This window comes from Flavobacterium gelatinilyticum (assembly GCF_027111295.1).
Lineage (GTDB): Bacteria > Bacteroidota > Bacteroidia > Flavobacteriales > Flavobacteriaceae > Flavobacterium > Flavobacterium gelatinilyticum.
This window is the reverse complement of sequence record NZ_CP114287.1, coordinates 1,235,665-1,257,933: the sequence shown is the minus strand read 5'-3', so window position 1 is coordinate 1,257,933 and position 22,269 is coordinate 1,235,665. Positions and strand designations below refer to the sequence as shown.

The window sequence follows — 22,269 nt, the reverse complement described above, 5'->3', positions numbered from 1 at the left end:
TCGAAGTCAAACCTAACAGGTTTCTAAAACCTGTTAGGTTTCTTCTGAAAAATATAGACTATGAAACTTTGGGAAAAAGGAATACCAACAGATAAACAAATCGAACAATTTACAGTTGGAAACGATCGTGAACTGGATTTGGTTTTAGCAAAATACGATGCTTTAGGTTCGATTGCGCATGCCAAAATGTTAGGACAAATTGGTTTGTTGACAGAGGAAGAAACCACTTCTTTAGTTGATGCTTTAAACGAAATTATCGCAGATATCGTAGTAGGTAATTTCGAAATCGAAGACAGTTTTGAAGACGTTCACTCTAAAATAGAATATTTGCTAACAGAGAAACTTGGCGATGCAGGAAAGAAAATCCATACGGCACGTTCTCGTAACGATCAGGTTTTAGTAGACGTTCATTTGTATTTAAAAGACGAATTAAAAGCTATAAAAGAACAGGTAAAAACACTTTTTGATTTGTTGATGGAATCAGCAGAAAAACATCAAAATGTATTATTACCAGGATATACGCATTTACAAATTGCAATGCCATCATCATTCGGAATGTGGTTTTCGGCATATGCTGAAAGTTTAATTGACGATATTACAATGCTGAACGCAGCTTCAAAAATTGTAGATCAGAACCCGTTAGGATCTGCTGCAGGTTACGGAAGTTCGTTTCCAATCAACAGAACTTTCACAACTCAGGAATTAGGCTTTGAAACATTGAAATACAATGCCGTAGCAGCGCAGATGAGCCGTGGAAAAGCAGAAAAAACTGTTGCTTTTGCCATGACAAGTGTTGCGGGAACTTTATCAAAATTTGCAATGGATGTTTGTTTGTATATGAGCCAAAACTTTGATTTTATTGGTCTTCCGGCGCATCTTACAACGGGTTCAAGCATTATGCCTCACAAAAAAAATCCAGACGTTTTTGAATTAATCAGAGGAAAATGCAATAAGATTCAGGCACTTCCTTACGAAATCACTTTAATTACCAATAATCTTCCAAGCGGTTATCACAGAGATTTACAGCTTTTAAAAGAAGGTTTGTTTCCGGCGATTCAAAACTTAAAAGCTTGTCTGGATATTGCTATTTTCTCAATAAAAGACATCACGGTTAAAGATCATATTTTAGAAGATAAAAAATACGATTACCTATTTACAGTAGATACTTTAAACGAAATGGTGGTAGCAGGAATGCCATTTCGAGATGCTTATAAAGCTGTAGCCGAACAACTGGAAGCAGGAACCTACAAATCTCCGAAAGAAACTAAACACACACACGAAGGAAGTATTAATAATTTATGTTTAGAAGAGATTAGACGTAAAATGTTAGTTGTGTATTAGTTACACTTATAGATTTTCTAATTTAAATTTAATGCAGGATTTTTTGTTAAAATAATTATAATTTCTAAAATTTTAATACTAGCTTCGCGCCAAAATTTAAATTTTTTATGAAAATGAATTTTACAAAAAACATTGCATTAGTAGTATTTGCATTTGCATCAATTTTAACAAGTTGTTCTAGTGATGACAAAGAAACTGAAACAGAAGTTGTAGACACTGCGACATTAAAAACATTCAAAGATGTTGCTTTTACTTTAGATTTTTCTGAGGGTTATGACGCAGCTCGTTTCTTTTCAACAGAAACTGGAAAATCATACAAGAAAAGCGCAATCGACGCTGCAATTTTACCAAAAATTGACATTGCATTTTTCGGAAGCAATTCTATGACTTATTTTGTAAGTCCAAGTGATTCAGAAGATGGTATTGCTGGTGGGAAAAACACTGATTTTGTTAATTATGTTACAAATCAGTATACAGCTGATCAATTTGCTAAATTAGAAAAAGGTGAAGATTTAGCAAACCTTACTATTGCTGATGATGATAATTCATTTTCTACAACTGATCTTCCTAAAATCATTTTATTCAAAAATGCTGCAGGAAAAAAAGGAGTTATCTTGGTAAAATCTGCTCAAAAAGTAGGTTTCGATCCAAAAATTGTGGTTGATATCAAAATCCAAAAATAATAAATGATTTAAACTCATTTTATCAAATTTAAAAATGCGCTAAAACTTAGCGCATTTTTTTTGCGGTATATTATACTATATAATTAAAAAGGAAAATTCATACTAATTATATATATTTGAGAAATAGTTATTTCTAAGTTAAAAAAAACATGACGAAATTTGACGAACAATTAACTCAGGAGCTTTTTGAGAAAAAACTGGTTACCAAAAATCAGTTAAGAGAAATTGAAGAGTATCGAAGCCTGAATATTTTTTCATTAAATGTAGAACTGAAACTGCTGCTTTCTCTGGCGGTATTAATGTTTACTTCGGGAATAGGAATCCTGATTTATGATAATATAGACAGCATTGGCCACATTGCATTGCTTACTGTTTTACTGATTGTTATTTGCGGCTGTTTTTATTATTGTTTTAAAAACTCACAGGGTTTTCAAAAAACAGAAACCAAATTTGAAAGTCCGTTTTTAGAATATCTCGTATTAGCTGCGAACATCTTAACCTGCATTTTTATTGGATACTTACAATTTCAGCATGAAGCATTTGGAACGCATTACGGTCTGGCAACTTTGGTTCCAACAATTGTGAGTTTCTTTTGTGCTTATTATTTTGATAACCGCAGCGTTCTGACTATTGCTGTAACAGGTCTTGCTGCTTACATAGGTCTTTCGGTAACGCCTCAGGAAATATTTAACGATACTAACAATTTTTATGCAAATCAAAGTTTGAGTTATTCGGCTTTAATGCTGGGTGTTTTACTTATTTTATGGACAGTTTACAGCTTCAAGATTAAACTTAAAACGCATTTTACATTAGTATATCTCACATTTGCCCTGCACATCATCAGTATTGCCTGCATAAGCAACATGGTTAGGGATGAATTAATCTGGCTTCTTTTTGCAGTAATTCTGGCTGGATCTTCTTATTATTTTTACAAAGTAAGTTTTCAGCTCAAAGCAATTTCGTTGTATGTTTTTATGATTATTTATGCCTATATCGGAATTAATATTTTCTTGTTCAGAATATTTGAAAATGCTGATTTTGATGATTTTTGGGAACTATTGATTTTCATTTTGCCAATTTATTTTATCGGCTCGATTGTAATGTTTATAAAACTGATTAAGAACTTCAATAAAGAAATTGCAAAATGATAGTACACGATAAAAATTTATTAAACAATCTGGCTTTAATAGAAGAAGCTGATTCTCTTGAAAGTGCCGGTTTTATCAGCAAAGAGCAAAAGAAAATAATTAAGATAGAATTGCCTTCTTTTAAAGTTCAGACCAATATTTTAGTCCGTTTAGGTTTCTTTTTACTGGGAGCCTTTTTGTATGCATCAATCTGTGGTGTGGTATCCTTTGTGGCCTTAACCGGAAGTGTTTCTTCAGAAAGGACTTTCTTCAGCATCTGCTGTTTTATTTTTGGAGGAATTGGTGTTGCAGGAGCTGAAATTTTAGCCAATAATAAATATTACCGGCACGGTTTAGATGATGCTTTTATCCTCGGAATTATTTTAAACGCAGGTTTTGCCATTGTAATTCTAACAGAACATTATTATACATCGCTGCTGCCGGCTATAGTAGTGGCTGCTGTTTCTTACCTGGCTTACAGCAGATATCTGCACTTATTATCAATGCTGGTTTTTTGTCTGGCTTCATCGGCAGTTTTATTTTACGGGATGTTTGAAATTGGCGATATTGGAAAAACGATTCTGCCTTTTACAGCCATGTTAACAGCGGCAGGATTTTACTTTTTTACTAAAAAGAGAATAAAAAATCTGACCAGAATTTATCATTACAACGGATTAGTTCTTGCTTATAGTTTCTGTTTGATTCTGTTTTATCTTTCCTGCAATTATTTGGTTGTAAGGGAGCTTTCGTCAGAACTTTTGGGAGTTGATGTAAAACCCGGACAGGACATTCCGTTTTCGTGGTTCTTTTATGCCTTCACATTTATTGTTCCGGCGGTTTATTTAGTTCAGGCTATCCGGACAAAAGACAAAATCATGCTCTGGATTAGTTTTGCGGCAATTGCTTTTACGGTTTTTACAATTAGATTTTATTATTCGGTTTTACCTGTAGAAGCGGCATTAACCGTTGGAGGACTTATATTATCCGGAATTGCTTATTTTTCTATTCAGAAACTAAAAAATAAAGAAAGCGGCTTAACTTTTAAACCGGACCGAATTAATAATTCAAATGCTTTTTTAAATGCAGAAACGCTTATAGTTGCCTCAAGTTTTGGTTTAAAACCGGAAATTAAGACCGGATCGCCAATGGAATTTGGAGACGGCGGTTTTAGCGGAGGAGGTTCAAGCGGAAGCTATTAAACTTTTGTGAAGCGTGAGATGGTTAAATTTGAAAATGTGAAAAGTTAAAAGTAAATAGTGAGATGTGAAATGATATCAGACTACATTTTACATTTTACATCTCACTTTTTTACATTTCACATCTCACATTTCACTTTTTTACAAATAAAACTAATCGAGGTATTGTTCGTATTCTTCGATTTTTGCTTTTAGACGATTTTCCAAATACGCATTGCCGCCTTTGAGTTTTTCAAGAATAACAGCGGCTTCCTCTTTATATTTTCTTCTTTTAAGATCGTCCCACGTTTTTGGCGGTTTTTGCAGATTCGTTATTCTGTCCGCCAGTTTTATAGCCCAGACTTCCTTTCTCAATTTTGAAATTCGGTTTAAACTGTCCGGCATTTTTTCCTCTTTCGGTAAAGCTGCATTTTTGGTTAAGGCAGAAACACCTTCAGCAACTTCAGTTCCAAATTCGCGTTCCAGTTCTTCAAAAGTAGTATTAGTATCTTCCAAAGTATCATGCAGCAGAGCAACCTGTGTTGCGAAAAGCAGATTAAACTGATCCGTTTGCCCTGATGCAATCAAAATTTCCATTGCAACATTGCTTAGATGAATAACATAAGGAAGTTCAGAATCAGTAATCGTCTGATTGTTTTCTAAATGTTTGATAGTGGCAAAAATGATTGTTTTTTGATACGCTGACTGTACATCCATGTAGTGGTGTTTTTAGAAGTTACACTTTAGTTTTCAATGCTTCGGCATCAATATCACTGTGCGAAACATTGTAAACCGCTTTTCCGTTTTTAATCAGAATCAATTGCGGCGATTCATGGTATACACCAAATCGGCTGGCAATTTCATTCGAAACATCACGGTGTGCAATCAAATCTAAAAAATAAGCATCAACAACCCCTTCAAGATCATATTCTCTTTCAAATTGTTTCAGCGCCATACGGCTTATACTGCAGCGTGTGCTGTGCTTAAAGATCACAACAGGTTTTTCATTAGAGATGGCTTCGATTTCCATTAACTGAAGAACGTCGGTCAATTCTGTCCAGTTAACTTTACTTTTTGAGGCTTCTGAGTTCTCTGAACTTCCGAAGATTGAATTAAAAAAACTCATATTTGGCTTAATTTATGACTTTTTGACGTGTAAAAATGATTAAAATCAAGATTTTTACGTCATTTTGTCTGTTTTTTTACTGTGGAATATAATTTGTCTATTTCAATGCAAAGTTAAATTATTTGGGTTAAAAACGTAGCTCAATAAATCGTAACTTTAATCGTATAAGATATCAAAACAAGAAATCAATCCTAAATCGAAAAAATATGAATATAAATAAATTTACTATTAAATCGCAGGAAGCCATTCAGTTGTCGCAGCAATTAGCACAGCGAAACGGCCAGCAGCAAATTGAAAATGAGCACATTTTTAAAGCTATTTTTGAGGTTGACGAAAATGCAGCGCCATTTATTTTGAAAAAATTAAACGTAAATGTGCCTTTGTTTTTACAAATTCTAGACAGTACAATTCAGAGCTTTCCAAAAGTTTCGGGAGGCGAAATCATGCTTTCAAGAGACGCTAATAAAACTTTGAACGAAGCTGAAATTATTGCACAAAAAATGAACGACGAATATGTTTCGATCGAGCATTTAATTTTAGCCATTTTCGACTCAAAAAGCAAAGTCTCCCAAATCTTAAAAGATCAGGGAGTAACCGGAAAAGGTCTGAAAGCGGCAATCGAAGAATTGCGTAAAGGCGAAAGAGTAACTTCGGCTTCGGCAGAAGAAACCTATAACTCGCTGAACAAATATGCTAAAAACCTAAACGAATTAGCCCGTACAGGAAAACTGGATCCGGTTATTGGCCGTGATGAAGAAATCCGTCGCGTACTGCAGATCCTGACCCGAAGAACCAAAAACAATCCAATGCTTATTGGTGAGCCCGGAGTAGGTAAAACGGCTATTGCAGAAGGTTTGGCGCACAGAATTGTTGACGGAGACGTTCCGGAAAACTTAAAAGATAAAATCGTTTTCTCGCTGGATATGGGAGCTCTGATTGCCGGAGCGAAATACAAAGGAGAATTTGAGGAACGTTTAAAATCAGTTGTAAAAGAAGTTACAGCAGCAGAAGGTGATATCGTTTTGTTTATTGACGAGATTCATACGCTTGTAGGAGCGGGTGGAGGAGAAGGCGCGATGGATGCAGCCAACATCTTAAAACCTGCTTTGGCGCGTGGCGAACTAAGAGCGATTGGTGCAACAACTTTAGATGAATATCAAAAATATTTTGAAAAAGACAAAGCCCTTGAAAGACGTTTCCAAAAAGTTCTAATCGATGAACCGGATACCGAAAGTGCAATTTCGATTTTGCGTGGAATCAAAGAAAAATACGAAACACACCATAAAGTTCAGATTAAAGATGAGGCAATTATTGCCGCAGTTGAACTTTCGCAAAGATATATTACCAATCGTTTCTTACCGGATAAGGCGATTGATTTAATGGACGAAGCGGCTTCTAAACTGCGTATGGAAATCAATTCAAAGCCGGAAGAATTGGATGTTTTGGATCGCAAAATCATGCAGTTAGAAATCGAGATCGAAGCTATCAAACGCGAAAAAGAAGAAAACAAACTGAAAATTTTACGTCTCGATCTGGCTAATCTTAAAGAGGAACGCAACGAAATCTACGCAAAATGGAAATCTGAAAAAGATATTGTTGACGGAATTCAAGCCGTAAAACATGAGATCGAGGACTTTAAATACGAAGCAGAACGTGCAGAGCGTGATGGTGATTACGGAAAAGTAGCCGAAATTCGTTACGGAAAAATAAAAGAAGCACAGGAACGCCAGGAAATTTTGCAAAAACAATTACAGGAATATCAATCTGGAAATTCTTTAATAAAAGAAGAAGTTACCAGAGAAGATATCGCAGAAGTGGTAGCAAAATGGACAGGTATTCCGGTTACTAAAATGCTTCAGACAGAAAGAGAAAAACTACTGCACCTTGAAGATGAACTGCACAAACGTGTAGTGGGGCAGGAGGAAGCAATAGAAGCGGTAAGTGATGCCGTTCGCAGAAGCCGCGCAGGTTTGCAGGATATGAGAAAACCAGTTGGAACTTTCTTATTCTTAGGAACAACCGGAGTGGGTAAAACCGAATTGGCAAAAGCTTTGGCCGAATATCTTTTTGATGACGAAAATGCGATGACGCGTATCGATATGAGTGAGTACCAGGAACGCCACAGCGTGAGCCGTTTAGTAGGTGCGCCTCCGGGATATGTAGGTTATGATGAAGGCGGACAATTAACAGAAGCCGTACGTAGAAAACCTTATTCTGTAATCTTGCTGGACGAGATCGAAAAAGCGCATCCGGATACGTTCAATATTTTATTGCAGGTTCTCGACGAAGGCCGTTTAACAGATAATAAAGGCCGTCTGGCCGATTTCAAGAACACGATTATCATCATGACGTCTAATATGGGAAGCCAGATTATTCAGGAGAAATTCGAAAATCTAAAAGGCGGTGTTGAAGCAGCAACTGAAGCAGCGAAAAACGAAGTTTTAGGATTATTGAAACAAACCGTTCGTCCTGAATTTATAAACCGTATCGACGAGATTGTAATGTTTACACCGCTTACAGTCGATAATATTTCCAGAATCGTGGGGCTGCAGTTAAAAGGTGTAACCAAAATGCTTGCACAGCAAGGTATTACAATGGATGCTACTCCGGAAGCAATTGCGTACTTGTCAGACAAAGGATTTGATCCTCAGTTTGGAGCAAGACCGGTAAAACGTGTCGTACAGAGAGAAGTTCTCAATCAGCTTTCAAAAGAAATTCTGGCCGGAAACATCACTACAGACAGCATTATTTTGTTAGATGCTTTTGATGGTAAACTGGTTTTTAGAAATCAGACACAAGCTGTAGAATAATTAATAATGCCGCGATGAACCCATCGTGTATTTAATTTCAAACAAAAAACACCAGCAGAAATGCTGGTGTTTTTTTGTTTATATCCGTGAATAATGAAAGATTTTTAAAAATTAGTATAAAAAAATATCTCGTCTTAATTCCCAAATTTACAGTAACATAAAAAACATATAACTATGAACAATATATTTAGAGGATTGCTTGCCGGTTACGGAGCAAAAAAATTAGGAGGAGGCTGTTTTGGAACCATAATCGTTTTTATCCTTTTGTGGGTTCTTTTGGGGCAGTGCAGTTAAATTTTTAGAGGAAAATTAAACCAAAAGTAGTAGATTCGCACAACCAAAATAAATTGGTATTAAGAATTAAAAAACAAAAAATAATGGCATCAGGTTTTTTCGTACTATTAGATGATATCGCAGCAATTATGGATGATGTGGCTGTAATGAGTAAAATTGCAGCAAAAAAAACAGCAGGAATTCTTGGAGATGATTTAGCTGTAAATGCAGAGAAAGCTTCGGGATTTGCGTCGTCAAGAGAGCTTCCTGTTTTATGGGCAATCAGCAAAGGTTCTTTACTAAATAAAATCATTATTCTTCCAATAGCCTTTTTATTAAGCGCATTTTTGCCAGTTGCCATCATTGTGATTCTGGTTCTGGGCGGTCTTTTTCTGGCTTATGAAGGAGCCGAAAAAATCTACGAATTTCTTTTTCCCCACAAACACGACGAATCAGAAGGAATAACAAATGAAGTCCTTACCGAAGAACAAATTCTGGAAGTTGAAAAAGGAAAAATAAAATCAGCAATTATTACTGATTTTATATTATCTGTAGAGATCGTCATCATCGCATTAGGAACAGTAATGGAAGAACCTCTTACACAGCAGATCATCGTAACATCGATAATTGCACTGGTTGCCACAATAGGAGTGTACGGTATTGTAGCGCTTATTGTAAGAATGGATGAAGCGGGTTACAAACTTATAAAATTCAGCAAAAGCGAAAAAAGCCCTTCAAGATTTATTGGAAACTTGTTAGTAAAAGCCCTTCCTTTGGTTATCAAAGGTTTAACCGTAATTGGAACCATCGCTTTACTATTAGTAGCAGGTGGTATTTTTGTGCACTACATTCCATTTTTTCACCATTACGTTCCTCAAATTAACCTGCCGTCCATTATCAAAGAATTTACTATCGGACTCGTATTAGGATTTATAGTTTTGGGAGTGATAAATCTCTTTAAAATGATCTTCAAAAAGAAACAAAAGGCAGTTTAATTTATTGCCGTAAAACATAAAAACACCAGTCGAAAGGCTGGTGTTTTTTTTGGAGCAGATTTATCATTTTTACCAAAAACCATCCGTCCCGCTATCCGCTGTATCTTTTATACCCCGCTTAGCATCGGGACATAAAAGGATGCCGCTTCTATCGGGGCTAAATTAGAAAATTTTTAATTTCATAAGAAATAACTTCGGTTTTTAAAATATTTTTCATTACGTAAATTGTTGATATTTAGTGTTTTATTTTTTAATCAAAATAATTTTTAAAAATGTAAAGCAACTATACCGTTTATCTCACATCTTCATAGTAATTAACAATTAATTATTATTTTATATGAAAAGTTTTAAATTAAAATCAGTATTAGTAGTATTATTTTTATCAATTGCTTTTGTTTCATGCAGCAGTGACGATGATAAAGAAGAGCCGGTTACACCAATACAAACCAAAACTGCATTCGTAACCGAAATTAAAGGTCCGGCAACAGGAAAAGTAAATGACGAATTAAGTTATGAAGTAACTTTTGTAGTAGACAACGCCTGTGGTGAATTCAGCAAAATTTCAGAAACTACAATTGGAACTGTAAAAGGGTTACAAATAGAAGCAAAATATCCTTCAGAAGTATGCACACAGCAAGTTCCGGATCCTAAAAAGACCGTTTATAAATTTAAAGCCGCTACAAAAGGAACTTTCGAAATTAAGTTCAAAAAGTCAGAAAAAGAATTCCTTACTCAAAAAGTAGTAATAGAATAGATTATTGTTTTTTATAGGTCGAAAACCATTTTGCAGAGATTTTTTAAATTGATGTAAAGTGGTTTTTTTGTACTCTCTTACTTGTTTTTTAATTTGATTTATGAAAAAGACAGTATTAAAACCTAATCCTAAAACTACTTCTGTTTAAAAAAAAATAATGAGTTTTGTGGAGGAAGATAGAATGCAGATAAAAGAAAATCTGGATAAAGAATTACAGCATTTACAATTTCAGGCATTCTAATCAGCAGAGAAAAATAAAAGTAAGATTAAAGAAAGAGAAGAAGTTGAAATAAACAACGGTAATGCTGTTAGTAAGGAAGATTTAGAACATCAATCAGAAAATGGGAAATTGTAAATACTTTGACGGTTAGAAAACCTAATTTGGCATTCCTTTAAAATTTACTATTTTTGCACTCTAAATTTTATGTCATGTCGAAAAGAAAGTATAAAATATCTGTTATTCAGCTAAATCTGAATGACGTTGCCGAGAATAACCTTAAAAAATGTATCAGCTGGGTAAGAGACGCTGCCAGTCAGGGAGCAGAAGTTATTTTACTTCCTGAATTATATAGCAGTCATTATTTCTGCCAAAGCGAAGATGTAGATAATTTTGCATTAGCAGAACCGCTTTACAGTACTTCATTTATTGCATTCAGCGAATTGGCCAAAGAATTAGGAGTTGTGATCATTGTTCCTTTCTTCGAAAAAAGAATGGCAGGAATTTATCACAACAGTGCTTACATCATCGATACAGATGGAACAGAAGCCGGTTTATACCGTAAAATGCACATTCCGGACGATCCGCATTTCTATGAAAAATTCTATTTTACACCAGGCGATTTAGGTTTCCAGGCAATAGAAACCAAAAAAGGAACAGTTGGAACTTTAATCTGCTGGGATCAGTGGTATCCGGAAGCAGCGCGTATTACAGCTTTAAAAGGTGCTGAGGTTTTATTCTACCCAACAGCAATTGGATGGCATCCAAAAGAAAAAGAACAATACGGAGAAAACCAATACGGTGCGTGGATGAACGTAATGAAAGGCCATGCAGTTGCAAACGGAGTTTTCGTTGCTGCAGCAAACCGAATTGGTCTTGAGCAATACATAGACGGAACAGATGGAATTCAGTTTTGGGGAGCTTCTTTCATCGCTGGTCCGCAGGGAGAAATTCTGGCTCAGGCTTCGCACGATAAAGAAGAAATCCTAATTGCCGAGGTTGATTTGGATTTACAGGAAAATGTACGTCAAAACTGGCCGTTCTTCAGAGACAGAAGAATTGATGCTTTTGAGGATATTACAAAAAGAGCAATCGGTAAGTAATTAAAGAATTTATTAAAAATAAAAAAGGACAAAATGATTTCATTTTGTCCTTCTTTTATACAAAACATCCCGTTTCAAAATTATTGAAACGGGATGTTTTTTTAATATAGGGATTACTTCACCTGGAATGTAACTCTTCTCACGATTTGACGTGCCTCTTTAGAATTTTTGTTAACCGAAGTATCTTCTCCGTTAGCAATAACATTTAGTCTCGATGCATCAATTCCCGCATTAATTGCTACTTTTTTCACAGCCTCAGCTCTTTTTCTTGACAACTCAGTGTTGTAGTTTGTATTTCCAATTTCATCAGCATAACCAATAATGTCAGCAGATTTACCCGGATTGTTTTTCAGATATTTCACTAAGAAATCAACACCAGATAAAGAAGCGTTAGTAGGTTTAGACGAATTAAAGTCGAAATAAACATTTACATAACCACCGTTAATTAATTCTTCAACAGTGTTATTTGCAGCTCCGTTGCCTTTCTTTTCGTATGTTTTATCTAAATAGCTTTCTAACTCATCCGGCACACCATTTTGATTCTGATCAATAGACTGTCCTTTTGTGTTAACTGCAACTCCGGCAATAGTGTTTGGTTCTAAATCGTATAAATCAGCAACACCATCTTTGTCTGAATCGATAAGCCCCGTTTCGATTAAATCCACTCTTTTTTCCAATTCACCAATTCTGTCTTCTTCGCCAACCCAGTCAGCATGTTTGTCGTGTTTACCTAAGTAGAAAGTAAGACCAACAGAAGCATTTAATAAAATACCATCAAAAGAACCTGCAGCTGTATTACCCATTCCGTCAAAATTCCAGTTTTGTCTTCCGTTAATGATTCCTGTAAGGTCACCCGTCAAAGCTACTCTGTTGCTTAATTTAACTTGTCCAGTAATACCGGCGATTCCGTGAGCCATATAATCCTGGCCTCCAAAACCGGTTTCAGTGCTAATTTGCGAAACCCCAAAACCACCATGAGCCAAAATACCAATTGTATTCGTCCAGGTTTCAAAGTTTAAAGCACGTCCAACGTTAATAACCCCTTGTAAACTCGCTCTTACATAACGGCTTTCAAAATCCGGAGTATCTTTTTTCTCTTTAAACTGATCGTATCCAACATCCAGTTTTACACCAAATTTTGGATTGAACATATATCTTGCACCTAAATCTGCGTGAAAGAAATTTAAAGACTCAGTAGCATAGCCCGGAGTCATGGCTCTTGTAGGTTTGTTAACCCCGCCATTTAATTCGATAGACCATTTATTATATTCAGGTTGATCAACTGTAGGTTTTGCTGCTGTAGTAGCCATATTTTGAGCACCTGCTGAAAGTGCTAATAGTAAAAGGGATACGGATGCTAATTTCTTTTTCATGATATCAAAAATTTAATTCGGTTTTTATTTAAACTTTTACAAAAGTAGACCCCGTGTTTTGGGTATGTGCTGCATATCCGTTTACATAATTTCCACACTTTTGTCTATAATTCTGTAAATCTGTTGTTTAAAAATCAAATTTTGACATAAAAAAAGGGCAAAATTTACATTTTGCCCTCTTCTGGTGTTTGGTTTTGGGTATTATTTTAAGTTTGGCTGGTATATTTTTACGGTTCCATCGCCTTCGCTGCTTACTACTAATAAGCTCCTTTTATTTGGACTTTTTGAAGCCGGAATAAACAAAATTCCTTCTGGAGCATCTCCTGTTTTAACCGTTTGCAGGTACTTAGGAGAAACCGGATTTGTAGCATCATAAACCATAAAAGCATCTGATCTTTCAAGGCCAACAAACAAAATGTTCTGATTTCCCATTTTTGCTGCCACGACAGCTTCCGGTTCAGAACCTTTATCATCGCTTCTTTTATCATCGTACGTTCCTAGCTCATTCGTTTTTTTGTCGACATCATTTTTGCTGTCATAAACAATTTTTCCGGTGTTACCGTTCCAGATCGAGAAAGATCTTCCTCCAAAACTAACCATTTCGTCCAAATCTCCGTCGCCGTCAAAGTCTCCCATATCAGTAACAAGATTTAGTCTTCCCAGATTTGTTTCTAACTTTAAGTCTGCAGCATTAGGAAAAACAGTCGGATCAAGTTTCATGTCTTTCATACGCTTAACATCAGAATACACCTCATATTCTCTTGCGTCACCTTCGTTAGCCGTAACAAAATAAGGTGTATTGTTTACTGTAAAATGACTGATAGCATCCGGCATATACAATCCTTTTACTTTCCACGGATTAAACGCAACTTTATCATCCTTATCACTTACGTCAATAGCATTTTCTGCCGTGTTGTAATCTTTTAAACCTAAAGGGTAAATAGCTGTAATTGTTTTAGAAGTTAAGTCTACTTTTGCAACCCCGTTATTTTCCTGAAGTGTTACCCAGGCAGTTTTTGAATCATCAGAAATAGTAATGTATTCCGGTTCAATATCCTGAGCAAAGCTTTTAGCAAATTTTGAAACTCTGAAACCATCCTTTTTTAATGTTTCAGCCTGACTTGCAAATGAACTGAAATCTAAAGTGGTAACCGTATAAGTGCTTGTTTCAATTATCGAAATGGTTCCGTTTGGATCTAATGAATAATCTGTATTTGGTTCTCCTTCATTAGCTGTCATAATATATTTTCCGTCAGGAGAATACGTAACCATATCCGGCAATGCTCCAACGGTAACTTGTTTTACTAAGCTGTAATCATTTGTATTAAAGATTACCACTTTTCCGTTAGCCTGTTTGTTTGAAGCAGATTCTAAAGCTACGGCCAGTTTTCCATCAAAAACAGAAACACTATTAGCAGCACCTTCATAAGTTGTTAAATCAATTTTTCCAATATTTAAAGGTTTTGTCGGATCTGAAATATCAATAACATCGATTTGGTTTACACCGCTGTTGTTTACTGTAAATAATCTTTTTGTTTTTTCGCAGTAAGTCGAGATTTCTGCGGCAGCTTCACCGCCAATTTTGATAGAACTGATTTCTTTAAAAGTTCCCGGATCTTCATTTACAACAACTTCCGGCTGCTGTTCTTCGTTTTTTGAATTGTCATCGTTATTACAGCTTGCCATAATCAATAAAGCAGCTAATAATGAAATGCTTAATTTCTTCATTTGTTAGTTTTTTAGTTTCGCCAAAAATAGCTGCAGGATTTGTGTCGAATATTAAGCTTTTATTATATAATCTTTAACTTAAATTTTATAAGATATTTCAATGATATTGTTAATTTAAAAAGGAATTATTTGTGATGTCGCTTTTAGAAAGAAGCTGGTACTCGAATCTGCTTTTTCAATAATTTCGTTTCCGGCTGATGCAAAAATAGAAGTTATGATAAAGTTTGTATTCAATATGATTTCAGGATTTTCATAATCCTTACGAATGCTTATCTTTGTACATTCTTAAAATTAGAACCTCTTTATGTCAACAAATAATAGAAGATTTCCAGCAGAATGGGAAAAGCAGCAAGGAATTGTATTGTGTTTTCCGCATAATGGTAACGACTGGCCGGGAAAATACGAAGCTGTTCAATGGGCTTTTGTAGAGTTTATAAAAAAAGTAGCGGCTTTTGAAACTGTTTTCTTGGTTGCAGCCGATGAAAAACTAAAAGAAAAAGTTACGGATATGCTTGAAAGAGCAAGAGTTAATCTGGATAACGTTTCTTTTATCATCCATAAAACCAACAGAAGCTGGATGCGCGATTCAGGACCAATTATTGTAAAAAACGGTTCAAAAAGAGAAGCTTTGAATTTCAATTTCAACGGCTGGGCAAAATATAAAAATTATCAGCTGGATAAATTTGTTCCGGGAAAAGTAGCTGATTTTATCGATGTGCCGCTTACGCAGGTAATGTACAAAGGGAAACCGGTAATTGTAGAAGGAGGAGCAATTGATGTAAACGGAAAAGGGACCTTATTAACTTCAGAAGAATGTTTAATGCATCCGTCGATTCAGGTTCGTAATCCGGGTTTTACTAAAGAAGATTATGAAGCTGTTTTTAAAGAATATCTTGGAGTTACAAATGTAATCTGGTTAGGAGACGGAATAGAAGGCGACGATACTCACGGTCACATCGACGATTTATGCCGATTTGTAAATGAAGATACTATCGTAACAATTGTTGAAACAGATAAAAACGATTCGAACTACAAACCGTTGCAGGATAATTTGAAACGTCTGCAGAACGCAAAACTGGAAAACGGAAAATCTCCGGTAATTGTAGCTTTGCCAATGCCAAAACGTGTAGATTTTGAGGAATTGCGTTTGCCGGCAAGTTACGCTAATTTCTTAATTCTGAATAATTGCGTTTTAGTGCCAACATTCAACGACAGCAATGATCGTGTTGCTTTAAATATTTTAGCAGAATGTTTCCCTGATCGCGAAGTAATAGGAATAAGCTGTATCGATTTTATCTGGGGCTTTGGAACATTGCATTGTTTAAGCCAGCAGATTCCTGCTTAAAAGTATAAACACAGATTTTAAAAAATCACTTTAATCTTAATATCTGGTGTAATTATTTGATATAAAGGTTTTTAAGTACTGATTGAGCTGTCATTTTTATTGGCAGCTTTTTTTGTCATATATTTAACAGATAGATTTGTCTTGTGTCCGGACAACCTTCTTAAATTCGTATGCTCAACAATGCAGAAATGCAGATTTAATTTTTATATGAATAAACTATTTTTTATCCTTTCCGTGCTTTCTTCCGGAGTTCTTTTTTCACAGTCTGATTCACAGGAAAAAAATGAACTTACATTTGCTACCTATAATGTAAGTATGGAATCTGATAATTATTCTCCACGAGGAACAAAGGGAAATTCAGAGCAGATATTGATCAATGAACTTAATTCAGGAAATAATGCTCAAATCAAAAATATCGCGAAGATTATTCAGACCGTAAGGCCGGATGTTATTCTGCTAAACGAGTTTGATTATATTGAAAATCCTAAACTTGGCGTAAAAGCTTTTATTAAAAATTATTTGAAAGTAGGACAAGACGGAGCAGATGCTATTGATTATCCTTACTATTATTACTCAACTGTAAATACGGGGCAGCCAAGTCTTTTCGATTTGAACAATGACGGAAAATTGGAAGATTTTGGAAATGATGCCTGGGGATTTGGTATGTATCCGGGTCAATATGCGATGGTGCTTTTGTCAAAATATCCTATTGATAGTAAGTCGGTTCGTACTTTTCAAAATTTTAAATGGAAAGATATGCCTGGGGCATTGCTTACTAAAAAGTCCGATGGATCAGACTGGTATAGCAAATTAGCGTGGGCACAATTTCCATTATCATCCAAATCTCATTGGGATGTTCCTGTGCAAATTGGCAAAAAAACAGTTCATATTTTAGCCAGTCATCCAACTCCTCCTACTTTTGATGGTGCTGAAGATCGCAATGGGAAAAGAAATCATGATGAAATCAGATTCTGGAAAGATTATATTTCAGATGATTTGGCTTCGTACATTTATGATGATAAAGGTGTAAAAGGCGGTTTGCCTGCAAATTCTGAATTTGTTATATTGGGTGATCAAAACGCCTCACCAGTTGAAGGAAATGCTATCAGAGAAGGTATTAAGTCTTTAATAGACCATCCGAAAATTAATAACGATTTTACTCCTGCCAGTAAAGGCGGTGCTGCATATAGTCCGGAAAATCCTTTTGGAATTAATCATACTGCTTTTTGGAGAATGCGTGCTGATTATGTATTGCCTTCCAGACTTGGTTTTAAGGTCGTAAGCAGTGGTGTATTCTGGCCTGCAAAAGATGAACCCATGTCAGAATTAGTTGAAAAACGTGAATCAAGTTCAGATCATCGTTTGGTTTGGGTGAAAGTGGTTTTGGAATAATTCAAATTTGTGAGATTTAATATAGAAACAAAAAAACCTTGGTGATAACCAAGGTTTTTTTGTTTCTATATCTTTTCAGATTTATCTGCTCTTCATTGTCTGATAAATGGAGGTAAAAGCTGGCTGGCAACTTCTCCAAAACCAATTCGTACTTCGGCATTTTCACAAAAACCACGAATAATAACAGTATCATTATCTTCAATAAATTTACGCTCACTTCCGTCCTTTAACTTCAGCGGATTTTTTCCTCCCCAGGTTAATTCCAGCATAGAACCAAAACTATCCGGAGTAGGGCCTGAAATAGTTCCTGATCCCATCATATCGCCCGAATTTACTCGGCATCCGTTTGAAGTATGATGTGCCAGCTGCTGGCTCATAGACCAGTATAAATATTTGAAATTTGATCTAGAAATAACCGTTTCTTCTTCCTGATTTTCAGGTTTCAATGAAACTTCAAGATTAATATCAAAAGCTTTCTTTCCTTTCGTTTGTAAATATGGCAGCGGTGTAGGATCTTGTTTTGGACCTTTTGTTCTAAATGGCTCAAGGGCATCCATGGTTACAATCCACGGAGAGATTGAGGTAGCAAAGTTTTTAGCTAAGAATGGTCCAAGCGGTACATATTCCCATTTCTGGATATCACGTGCGCTCCAGTCATTTAGTAAAACCATTCCAAAGATGTAATCTTCGGCTTCGTAAGTTGAAATGTTTTCGCCCATTACGTTTACATCGGTTGTAATAAAAGCGGTTTCCAATTCAAAATCAACTAATCGGGAAGGGCCAAAAACAGGGTATTTTTCTCCTGCCGGTAAAGTTTGTCCCATTGGTCTGTGAACCGGAATTCCGGACGGTACAATTGTCGAACTTCTTCCGTGGTATCCAACCGGAATGTGCAGCCAGTTTGGCAGTAAAGCATTCTCTGGATCGCGGAACATTTTACCTACATTCGTAGCATGTTCACGGCTTGAATAAAAGTCGGTATAGTCACCAATAAGAACCGGTAACTGCATTTCTACATCATCAATGTTAAAAATAACAATATCGCGGTCTTTTGTTGAATCTCTAAGCTGTGGATTATTTTCATCGAAAATATCAGCGATGCGGTTTCGGACCAGACGCCATGTTTTTTTTCCGTCAGAAATAAAATCATTAAGCGTGTCCTGTATAAACATATCATCAGTTAAATCTATTCCTTCAAAATAGTTTAATTGCTGTAAAGCCCCTAAATCTATGGCAAAATCGCCAATTCGTGTTCCTACGGTAACGACATTTTCTTTAGTCAGAAATACACCAAAAGGAATATTCTGAATCGGGAAGTCACTGTGCTCTGGTACTTCCAACCATGATTTTCTACTGGTATCGTTGGCGGTTATTGGCATGTTAGATGTTAATTATTTGTTGAAAAATTACTTGTCAAATATATCATAATCTAGCAGTTTGACAAACGTTTTTTTGTATTTTTGCAGGAAATTAACGAAAAACGAAAAAATGCAACGCGACGAACAAATTTTTGATCTTATTCAAGAGGAAAAAGAAAGACAAATTCACGGATTAGAGCTTATTGCTTCAGAAAACTTCGTAAGTGATGAGGTAATGCAGGCTGCAGGATCTGTATTAACTAATAAATATGCTGAAGGTTATCCAGGCAAAAGATATTACGGAGGCTGCGAAGTAGTTGACGTTATTGAGCAGATCGCCATTGACAGAGCAAAAGAATTGTTTGGTGCTGAATATGCAAACGTACAGCCTCACTCAGGATCTCAGGCAAACACAGCAGTTTACCATGCTTGTTTAAATCCTGGCGATACTATTTTAGGTTTCGATTTATCTCACGGAGGACACTTAACACACGGGTCGCCTGTAAACTTCTCAGGTCGTTTATACCGTCCGGTTTTTTACGGAGTAGATGCTGAAACCGGTCGTTTAGATTATGATAAAATTCAGGAAATTGCGACAAAAGAACAGCCAAAATTAATCATTGCAGGAGCTTCGGCTTATTCTCGTGATATGGATTTTGCTCGTTTCAGACAAATTGCTGACAGCGTTGGAGCGATCTTATTTGCTGATATTTCTCACCCGGCTGGTCTTATTGCAAAAGGATTATTAAGCGATCCAATTCCGCATTGCCACATCGTTTCTACAACAACACATAAAACATTAAGAGGACCACGCGGCGGTCTTATTTTGATGGGGAAAGATTTTCCAAATCCGCAGGGATTAACAACTCCAAAAGGAGAAATCAGAATGATGTCTTCATTATTAGACTTAGCTGTTTTCCCTGGAAACCAAGGAGGACCTTTAATGCACATTATCGCTGCTAAAGCAGTTGCATTTGGTGAAGCTCTTAAAGATGAGTTCTTTACTTACGCAATGCAATTACAAAAAAATGCAAATGCAATGGCTGATGCTTTCGTAAAAAGAGGATACAATATTATCTCTGGCGGAACAGACAACCACATGATGCTTATTGACTTAAGAAATAAAAATATCTCTGGTAAAGAAGCTGAAAATGCATTAGTTAAAGCTGAAATTACAGTAAACAAAAACATGGTTCCTTTTGATGATAAATCACCATTTATTACTTCTGGAATTCGTGTTGGAACAGCTGCAATCACAACTCGTGGTTTAGTTGAAAAAGATATGGAAACTATCGTAGCTTTGATCGATAAAGTACTAACAGATCATACAAATGAAGACGTTATCGAAGAAGTTGCTGAAGAAGTAAACGAATTAATGAGCGAAAGACCAATTTTTGCTTACTAAAAATTAGTCTGAAAGTCATAAGGTCGAAAGTCAAAAGTCTTTTTTGGCTTTCGATTTTTGTTTTTATGACTTTCCATTTTGACTTTATGACTTTAGACTTTTAAACTTTAAGACTTTGAAAAAATGGGCGTACTAAGACTACAACTGCCAACCGACCCAAGATGGGTAAATATTGTTGAGAAAAACATTGAAGAAATCTTAACAGATCACGCGTGGTGCGAGCAAAAAGCGGCAACAAATGCGATTACCATTATCACGAATAATTCTGAACATCAGGATTTAGTGAAAGATTTACTGGCTTTAGCCAAAGAAGAAATCGATCATTTTGAGCAGGTTCATAATATCATTATCAAAAGAGGATTAAAACTGGGACGTGAGCGTAAAGATGAATACGTAAACGAACTATATCAATATATGAAAAGAAGCGGAGATGGAAGCCGTGTTTCAGGTTTGGTAGAAAGATTGTTATTCTCGGCTATGATCGAAGCCAGAAGCTGCGAACGTTTTAAAGTACTTTCTGAAAATATAAAAGATGAAGAACTGGCTGTTTTCTACAGAGAATTAATGGAAAGCGAAGCAGGACATTATACCACATTTATCACCTACGCCCGCAAATACGGAACAGGAATAGATGTTGAAAAACGCTGGAGAGAATGGCTTGAATTTGAAGAATCGATTATTACGAACTACGGGAAAAGCGAGACGATACACGGGTAAATTTTTTGTTTGTTTTGTTTGTTTTGTTTTGTTTTGTTTTGTTTCATGTTTAAAGTTTCAAGTTTGTTACGTTGAGCGAAGTCGAAACGCATTTTAGCAACTAAATTTTGTGAATCTTTGCGAAACCTTTTGCGAATCTCTGCGGAATTTCAAAAATAAAAATCTGTTTCAATCTGCGTTTTCGCGAAAGCGAATCCGTATAATCAGTGTTCAAATTGTTCAAAAGTTCAAGGTTTTGTTAATCTAAAATCTGAAATCAAAAATCTAAAATTTCTTATATTTGAGAGTAACCAAAATCTCGAACTATGAGAATAGAAATGGACTTAAAATTAGGGTTTAAAGACGTAATGTTTAAGCCCAAAAGATCAATGCTGAAAAGCAGATCAGAAGTCTCGCTAGAACGGAATTTTAAATTTTTGCACAGCACTGCCGACTGGACCGGAATTCCAATCATGGCTGCTAATATGGACACTGTGGGAACATTTGAAATGGCAAAAGTTTTAGCAGAAGAAAAATTATTTACCGCCATTCATAAACATTACACTATAGAAGAATGGAATCGTTTTTTAAAAAACGCATCACCTGATTTCTACGATTATATTGCCGTAAGCACTGGAACCGGAAAAGAAGATTTTGAGAAAATCGGACATATAATTACTGCAAATCCATTACTGAAATTTATTTGCATAGATGTTGCCAATGGTTATTCTGAGCATTTTGTTCAGTTTTTAAAGAAAACCCGCAAACAATATCCTGATAAAATCATTATTGCCGGAAACGTTGTTACAGGAGAAATGACCGAAGAATTGTTATTAGCAGGAGCCGATATTGTAAAAGTAGGCATTGGGCCGGGATCTGTTTGTACCACACGAGTGAAAACAGGTGTAGGTTATCCGCAATTATCGGCTATTATAGAATGTGCCGATGCAGCCCACGGTTTAGGAGGGCTTATTATTAGCGACGGAGGCTGTACAACTCCAGGTGATGTAGCCAAAGCCTTTGGAGCGGGAGCCGATTTTGTAATGTTAGGAGGCATGCTGGCTGGACATACCGAAAGCGGCGGTGAATTGATAGAAGTTGAAGGCAGAAAATTTAAACAATTTTACGGAATGAGCTCAAAAACAGCAATGGACAAACATGCCGGCGGTGTTGCAGAATACAGGGCAAGTGAAGGAAAAACAGTGCAAGTGCCGTTTAAGGGAGAGGTAATTCATACTGTTTTAGATATTTTAGGCGGTATAAGAAGTACCTGCACCTATGTTGGAGCACCAAGATTAAAAGAACTTACTAAACGAACCACTTTCATTCGCGTAAGCGAACAGGAAAATCAGGTTTTTACAATATAAA

18 protein-coding genes are annotated in these 22,269 nt (G+C 35.9%); 13 read left to right on the top strand and 5 right to left on the bottom strand.

The window, feature by feature from the left end; genetic code table 11:
* The first annotated feature begins 60 nt into the window (after window positions 1-60).
* From argH to OZP11_RS05260, 4 genes are all read left to right on the top strand, one after another.
* On the top strand, window positions 61-1,341 hold the full coding sequence (gene argH / locus OZP11_RS05275) for an argininosuccinate lyase (RefSeq protein ID WP_281234182.1): 1,281 nt from the start codon (window positions 61-63) through the stop codon (window positions 1,339-1,341).
* A gap of 113 nt (window positions 1,342-1,454) precedes the next feature.
* A complete protein-coding gene (locus OZP11_RS05270; protein ID WP_281234181.1) occupies window positions 1,455-2,024 on the top strand; it encodes a hypothetical protein in 570 nt (189 codons plus the stop codon).
* Between the two features lie 149 nt (window positions 2,025-2,173).
* A complete protein-coding gene (locus tag OZP11_RS05265) occupies window positions 2,174-3,172 on the top strand; it encodes a DUF2157 domain-containing protein (RefSeq protein ID WP_281234180.1) in 999 nt (332 codons plus the stop codon).
* On the top strand, window positions 3,169-4,350 hold the full coding sequence (locus OZP11_RS05260; protein ID WP_281234179.1) for a hypothetical protein: 1,182 nt from the start codon (window positions 3,169-3,171) through the stop codon (window positions 4,348-4,350). Before OZP11_RS05265 ends, OZP11_RS05260 begins: the two co-directional genes overlap by 4 nt.
* Before the next feature lie 150 nt (window positions 4,351-4,500).
* Here OZP11_RS05260 and OZP11_RS05255 read toward each other — a convergent pair whose 3' ends face one another.
* Both OZP11_RS05255 and ytxJ read right to left on the bottom strand, forming a co-directional pair.
* Window positions 4,501-5,043, bottom strand: coding sequence for an HD domain-containing protein (locus tag OZP11_RS05255; RefSeq protein ID WP_281234178.1), 543 nt, complete (start codon window positions 5,041-5,043; stop codon window positions 4,501-4,503).
* 19 nt (window positions 5,044-5,062) lie between these two features.
* Window positions 5,063-5,452: a bacillithiol system redox-active protein YtxJ gene (gene ytxJ, locus OZP11_RS05250; protein ID WP_281234177.1), complete on the bottom strand. Its 390-nt coding sequence runs from the start codon at window positions 5,450-5,452 to the stop codon at window positions 5,063-5,065.
* A 206-nt stretch (window positions 5,453-5,658) separates the two neighbouring features.
* Between ytxJ and clpB the strand changes: the two genes are divergently transcribed.
* From clpB to OZP11_RS05230, 4 genes are all read left to right on the top strand, one after another.
* Window positions 5,659-8,262 (top strand): ATP-dependent chaperone ClpB, encoded by a 2,604-nt coding sequence (clpB, locus tag OZP11_RS05245; RefSeq protein ID WP_281234176.1) that lies wholly within the window; start codon window positions 5,659-5,661, stop codon window positions 8,260-8,262.
* Window positions 8,263-8,639: 377 nt separating this feature from the next.
* The gene (locus OZP11_RS05240; protein WP_281234175.1) at window positions 8,640-9,530 is read left to right on the top strand and encodes a DUF808 domain-containing protein; all 891 of its coding nucleotides are present in this window, start codon (window positions 8,640-8,642) and stop codon (window positions 9,528-9,530) included.
* A 337-nt stretch (window positions 9,531-9,867) separates the two neighbouring features.
* Window positions 9,868-10,284, top strand: coding sequence for a hypothetical protein (locus tag OZP11_RS05235; RefSeq protein WP_281234174.1), 417 nt, complete (start codon window positions 9,868-9,870; stop codon window positions 10,282-10,284).
* 429 nt (window positions 10,285-10,713) lie between these two features.
* Window positions 10,714-11,604 (top strand): carbon-nitrogen hydrolase, encoded by an 891-nt coding sequence (locus OZP11_RS05230; protein WP_281234173.1) that lies wholly within the window; start codon window positions 10,714-10,716, stop codon window positions 11,602-11,604.
* Window positions 11,605-11,717: 113 nt separating this feature from the next.
* Here the strand turns inward: OZP11_RS05230 and OZP11_RS05225 are convergent, their stop codons facing one another.
* Together OZP11_RS05225 and OZP11_RS05220 are read right to left on the bottom strand one after the other, a co-directional pair.
* Window positions 11,718-12,977, bottom strand: a complete 1,260-nt coding sequence (locus OZP11_RS05225; protein ID WP_281234172.1) for an OmpA family protein — start codon at window positions 12,975-12,977, stop codon at window positions 11,718-11,720.
* 201 nt (window positions 12,978-13,178) lie between these two features.
* Window positions 13,179-14,705, bottom strand: coding sequence for a choice-of-anchor I family protein (locus OZP11_RS05220; RefSeq protein ID WP_281234171.1), 1,527 nt, complete (start codon window positions 14,703-14,705; stop codon window positions 13,179-13,181).
* A gap of 304 nt (window positions 14,706-15,009) precedes the next feature.
* Here OZP11_RS05220 and OZP11_RS05215 point away from each other — a divergent pair, with 304 nt between their 5' ends.
* Together OZP11_RS05215 and OZP11_RS05210 are read left to right on the top strand one after the other, a co-directional pair.
* Window positions 15,010-16,050: an agmatine deiminase family protein gene (locus OZP11_RS05215; RefSeq protein ID WP_281234170.1), complete on the top strand. Its 1,041-nt coding sequence runs from the start codon at window positions 15,010-15,012 to the stop codon at window positions 16,048-16,050.
* A gap of 207 nt (window positions 16,051-16,257) precedes the next feature.
* The gene (locus OZP11_RS05210) at window positions 16,258-17,442 is read left to right on the top strand and encodes an endonuclease/exonuclease/phosphatase family protein (protein ID WP_281234169.1); all 1,185 of its coding nucleotides are present in this window, start codon (window positions 16,258-16,260) and stop codon (window positions 17,440-17,442) included.
* A gap of 92 nt (window positions 17,443-17,534) precedes the next feature.
* On the opposite strand, the gene fahA is transcribed toward OZP11_RS05210, so the two are convergent.
* A complete protein-coding gene (gene fahA / locus OZP11_RS05205; protein WP_281234168.1) occupies window positions 17,535-18,821 on the bottom strand; it encodes a fumarylacetoacetase in 1,287 nt (428 codons plus the stop codon).
* Between the two features lie 109 nt (window positions 18,822-18,930).
* Between fahA and glyA the strand changes: the two genes are divergently transcribed.
* From glyA to OZP11_RS05190, 3 genes are all read left to right on the top strand, one after another.
* Window positions 18,931-20,205 (top strand): serine hydroxymethyltransferase, encoded by a 1,275-nt coding sequence (glyA, locus tag OZP11_RS05200; protein WP_281234167.1) that lies wholly within the window; start codon window positions 18,931-18,933, stop codon window positions 20,203-20,205.
* A gap of 123 nt (window positions 20,206-20,328) precedes the next feature.
* Window positions 20,329-20,922 (top strand): MiaE family protein, encoded by a 594-nt coding sequence (locus tag OZP11_RS05195; RefSeq protein WP_281234166.1) that lies wholly within the window; start codon window positions 20,329-20,331, stop codon window positions 20,920-20,922.
* Between the two features lie 305 nt (window positions 20,923-21,227).
* Window positions 21,228-22,268: a GMP reductase gene (locus tag OZP11_RS05190; protein ID WP_281234165.1), complete on the top strand. Its 1,041-nt coding sequence runs from the start codon at window positions 21,228-21,230 to the stop codon at window positions 22,266-22,268.
* Window position 22,269 lies beyond the last annotated feature (1 nt).

Bases quoted from the DNA above. Each gene is read 5' to 3' on its own strand.
- OZP11_RS05215 (WP_281234170.1), top strand. From the start codon at position 15,010: ATGTCAACAAATAATAGAAGATTTCCAGCAGAATGGGAAAAGCAGCAA.
- glyA (WP_281234167.1), top strand. From the start codon at position 18,931: ATGCAACGCGACGAACAAATTTTTGATCTTATTCAAGAGGAAAAAGAA.
- clpB (WP_281234176.1), top strand. From the start codon at position 5,659: ATGAATATAAATAAATTTACTATTAAATCGCAGGAAGCCATTCAGTTG.
- OZP11_RS05270 (WP_281234181.1), top strand. From the start codon at position 1,455: ATGAATTTTACAAAAAACATTGCATTAGTAGTATTTGCATTTGCATCA.
- OZP11_RS05210 (WP_281234169.1), top strand. From the start codon at position 16,258: ATGAATAAACTATTTTTTATCCTTTCCGTGCTTTCTTCCGGAGTTCTT.
- OZP11_RS05220 (WP_281234171.1), bottom strand. From the start codon at position 14,705: ATGAAGAAATTAAGCATTTCATTATTAGCTGCTTTATTGATTATGGCA.
- argH (WP_281234182.1), top strand. From the start codon at position 61: ATGAAACTTTGGGAAAAAGGAATACCAACAGATAAACAAATCGAACAA.
- OZP11_RS05235 (WP_281234174.1), top strand. From the start codon at position 9,868: ATGAAAAGTTTTAAATTAAAATCAGTATTAGTAGTATTATTTTTATCA.
- OZP11_RS05265 (WP_281234180.1), top strand. From the start codon at position 2,174: ATGACGAAATTTGACGAACAATTAACTCAGGAGCTTTTTGAGAAAAAA.
- OZP11_RS05195 (WP_281234166.1), top strand. From the start codon at position 20,329: ATGGGCGTACTAAGACTACAACTGCCAACCGACCCAAGATGGGTAAAT.
- OZP11_RS05190 (WP_281234165.1), top strand. From the start codon at position 21,228: ATGAGAATAGAAATGGACTTAAAATTAGGGTTTAAAGACGTAATGTTT.
- fahA (WP_281234168.1), bottom strand. From the start codon at position 18,821: ATGCCAATAACCGCCAACGATACCAGTAGAAAATCATGGTTGGAAGTA.
- OZP11_RS05230 (WP_281234173.1), top strand. From the start codon at position 10,714: ATGTCGAAAAGAAAGTATAAAATATCTGTTATTCAGCTAAATCTGAAT.
- OZP11_RS05240 (WP_281234175.1), top strand. From the start codon at position 8,640: ATGGCATCAGGTTTTTTCGTACTATTAGATGATATCGCAGCAATTATG.
- OZP11_RS05225 (WP_281234172.1), bottom strand. From the start codon at position 12,977: ATGAAAAAGAAATTAGCATCCGTATCCCTTTTACTATTAGCACTTTCA.
- OZP11_RS05255 (WP_281234178.1), bottom strand. From the start codon at position 5,043: ATGGATGTACAGTCAGCGTATCAAAAAACAATCATTTTTGCCACTATC.
- OZP11_RS05260 (WP_281234179.1), top strand. From the start codon at position 3,169: ATGATAGTACACGATAAAAATTTATTAAACAATCTGGCTTTAATAGAA.
- ytxJ (WP_281234177.1), bottom strand. From the start codon at position 5,452: ATGAGTTTTTTTAATTCAATCTTCGGAAGTTCAGAGAACTCAGAAGCC.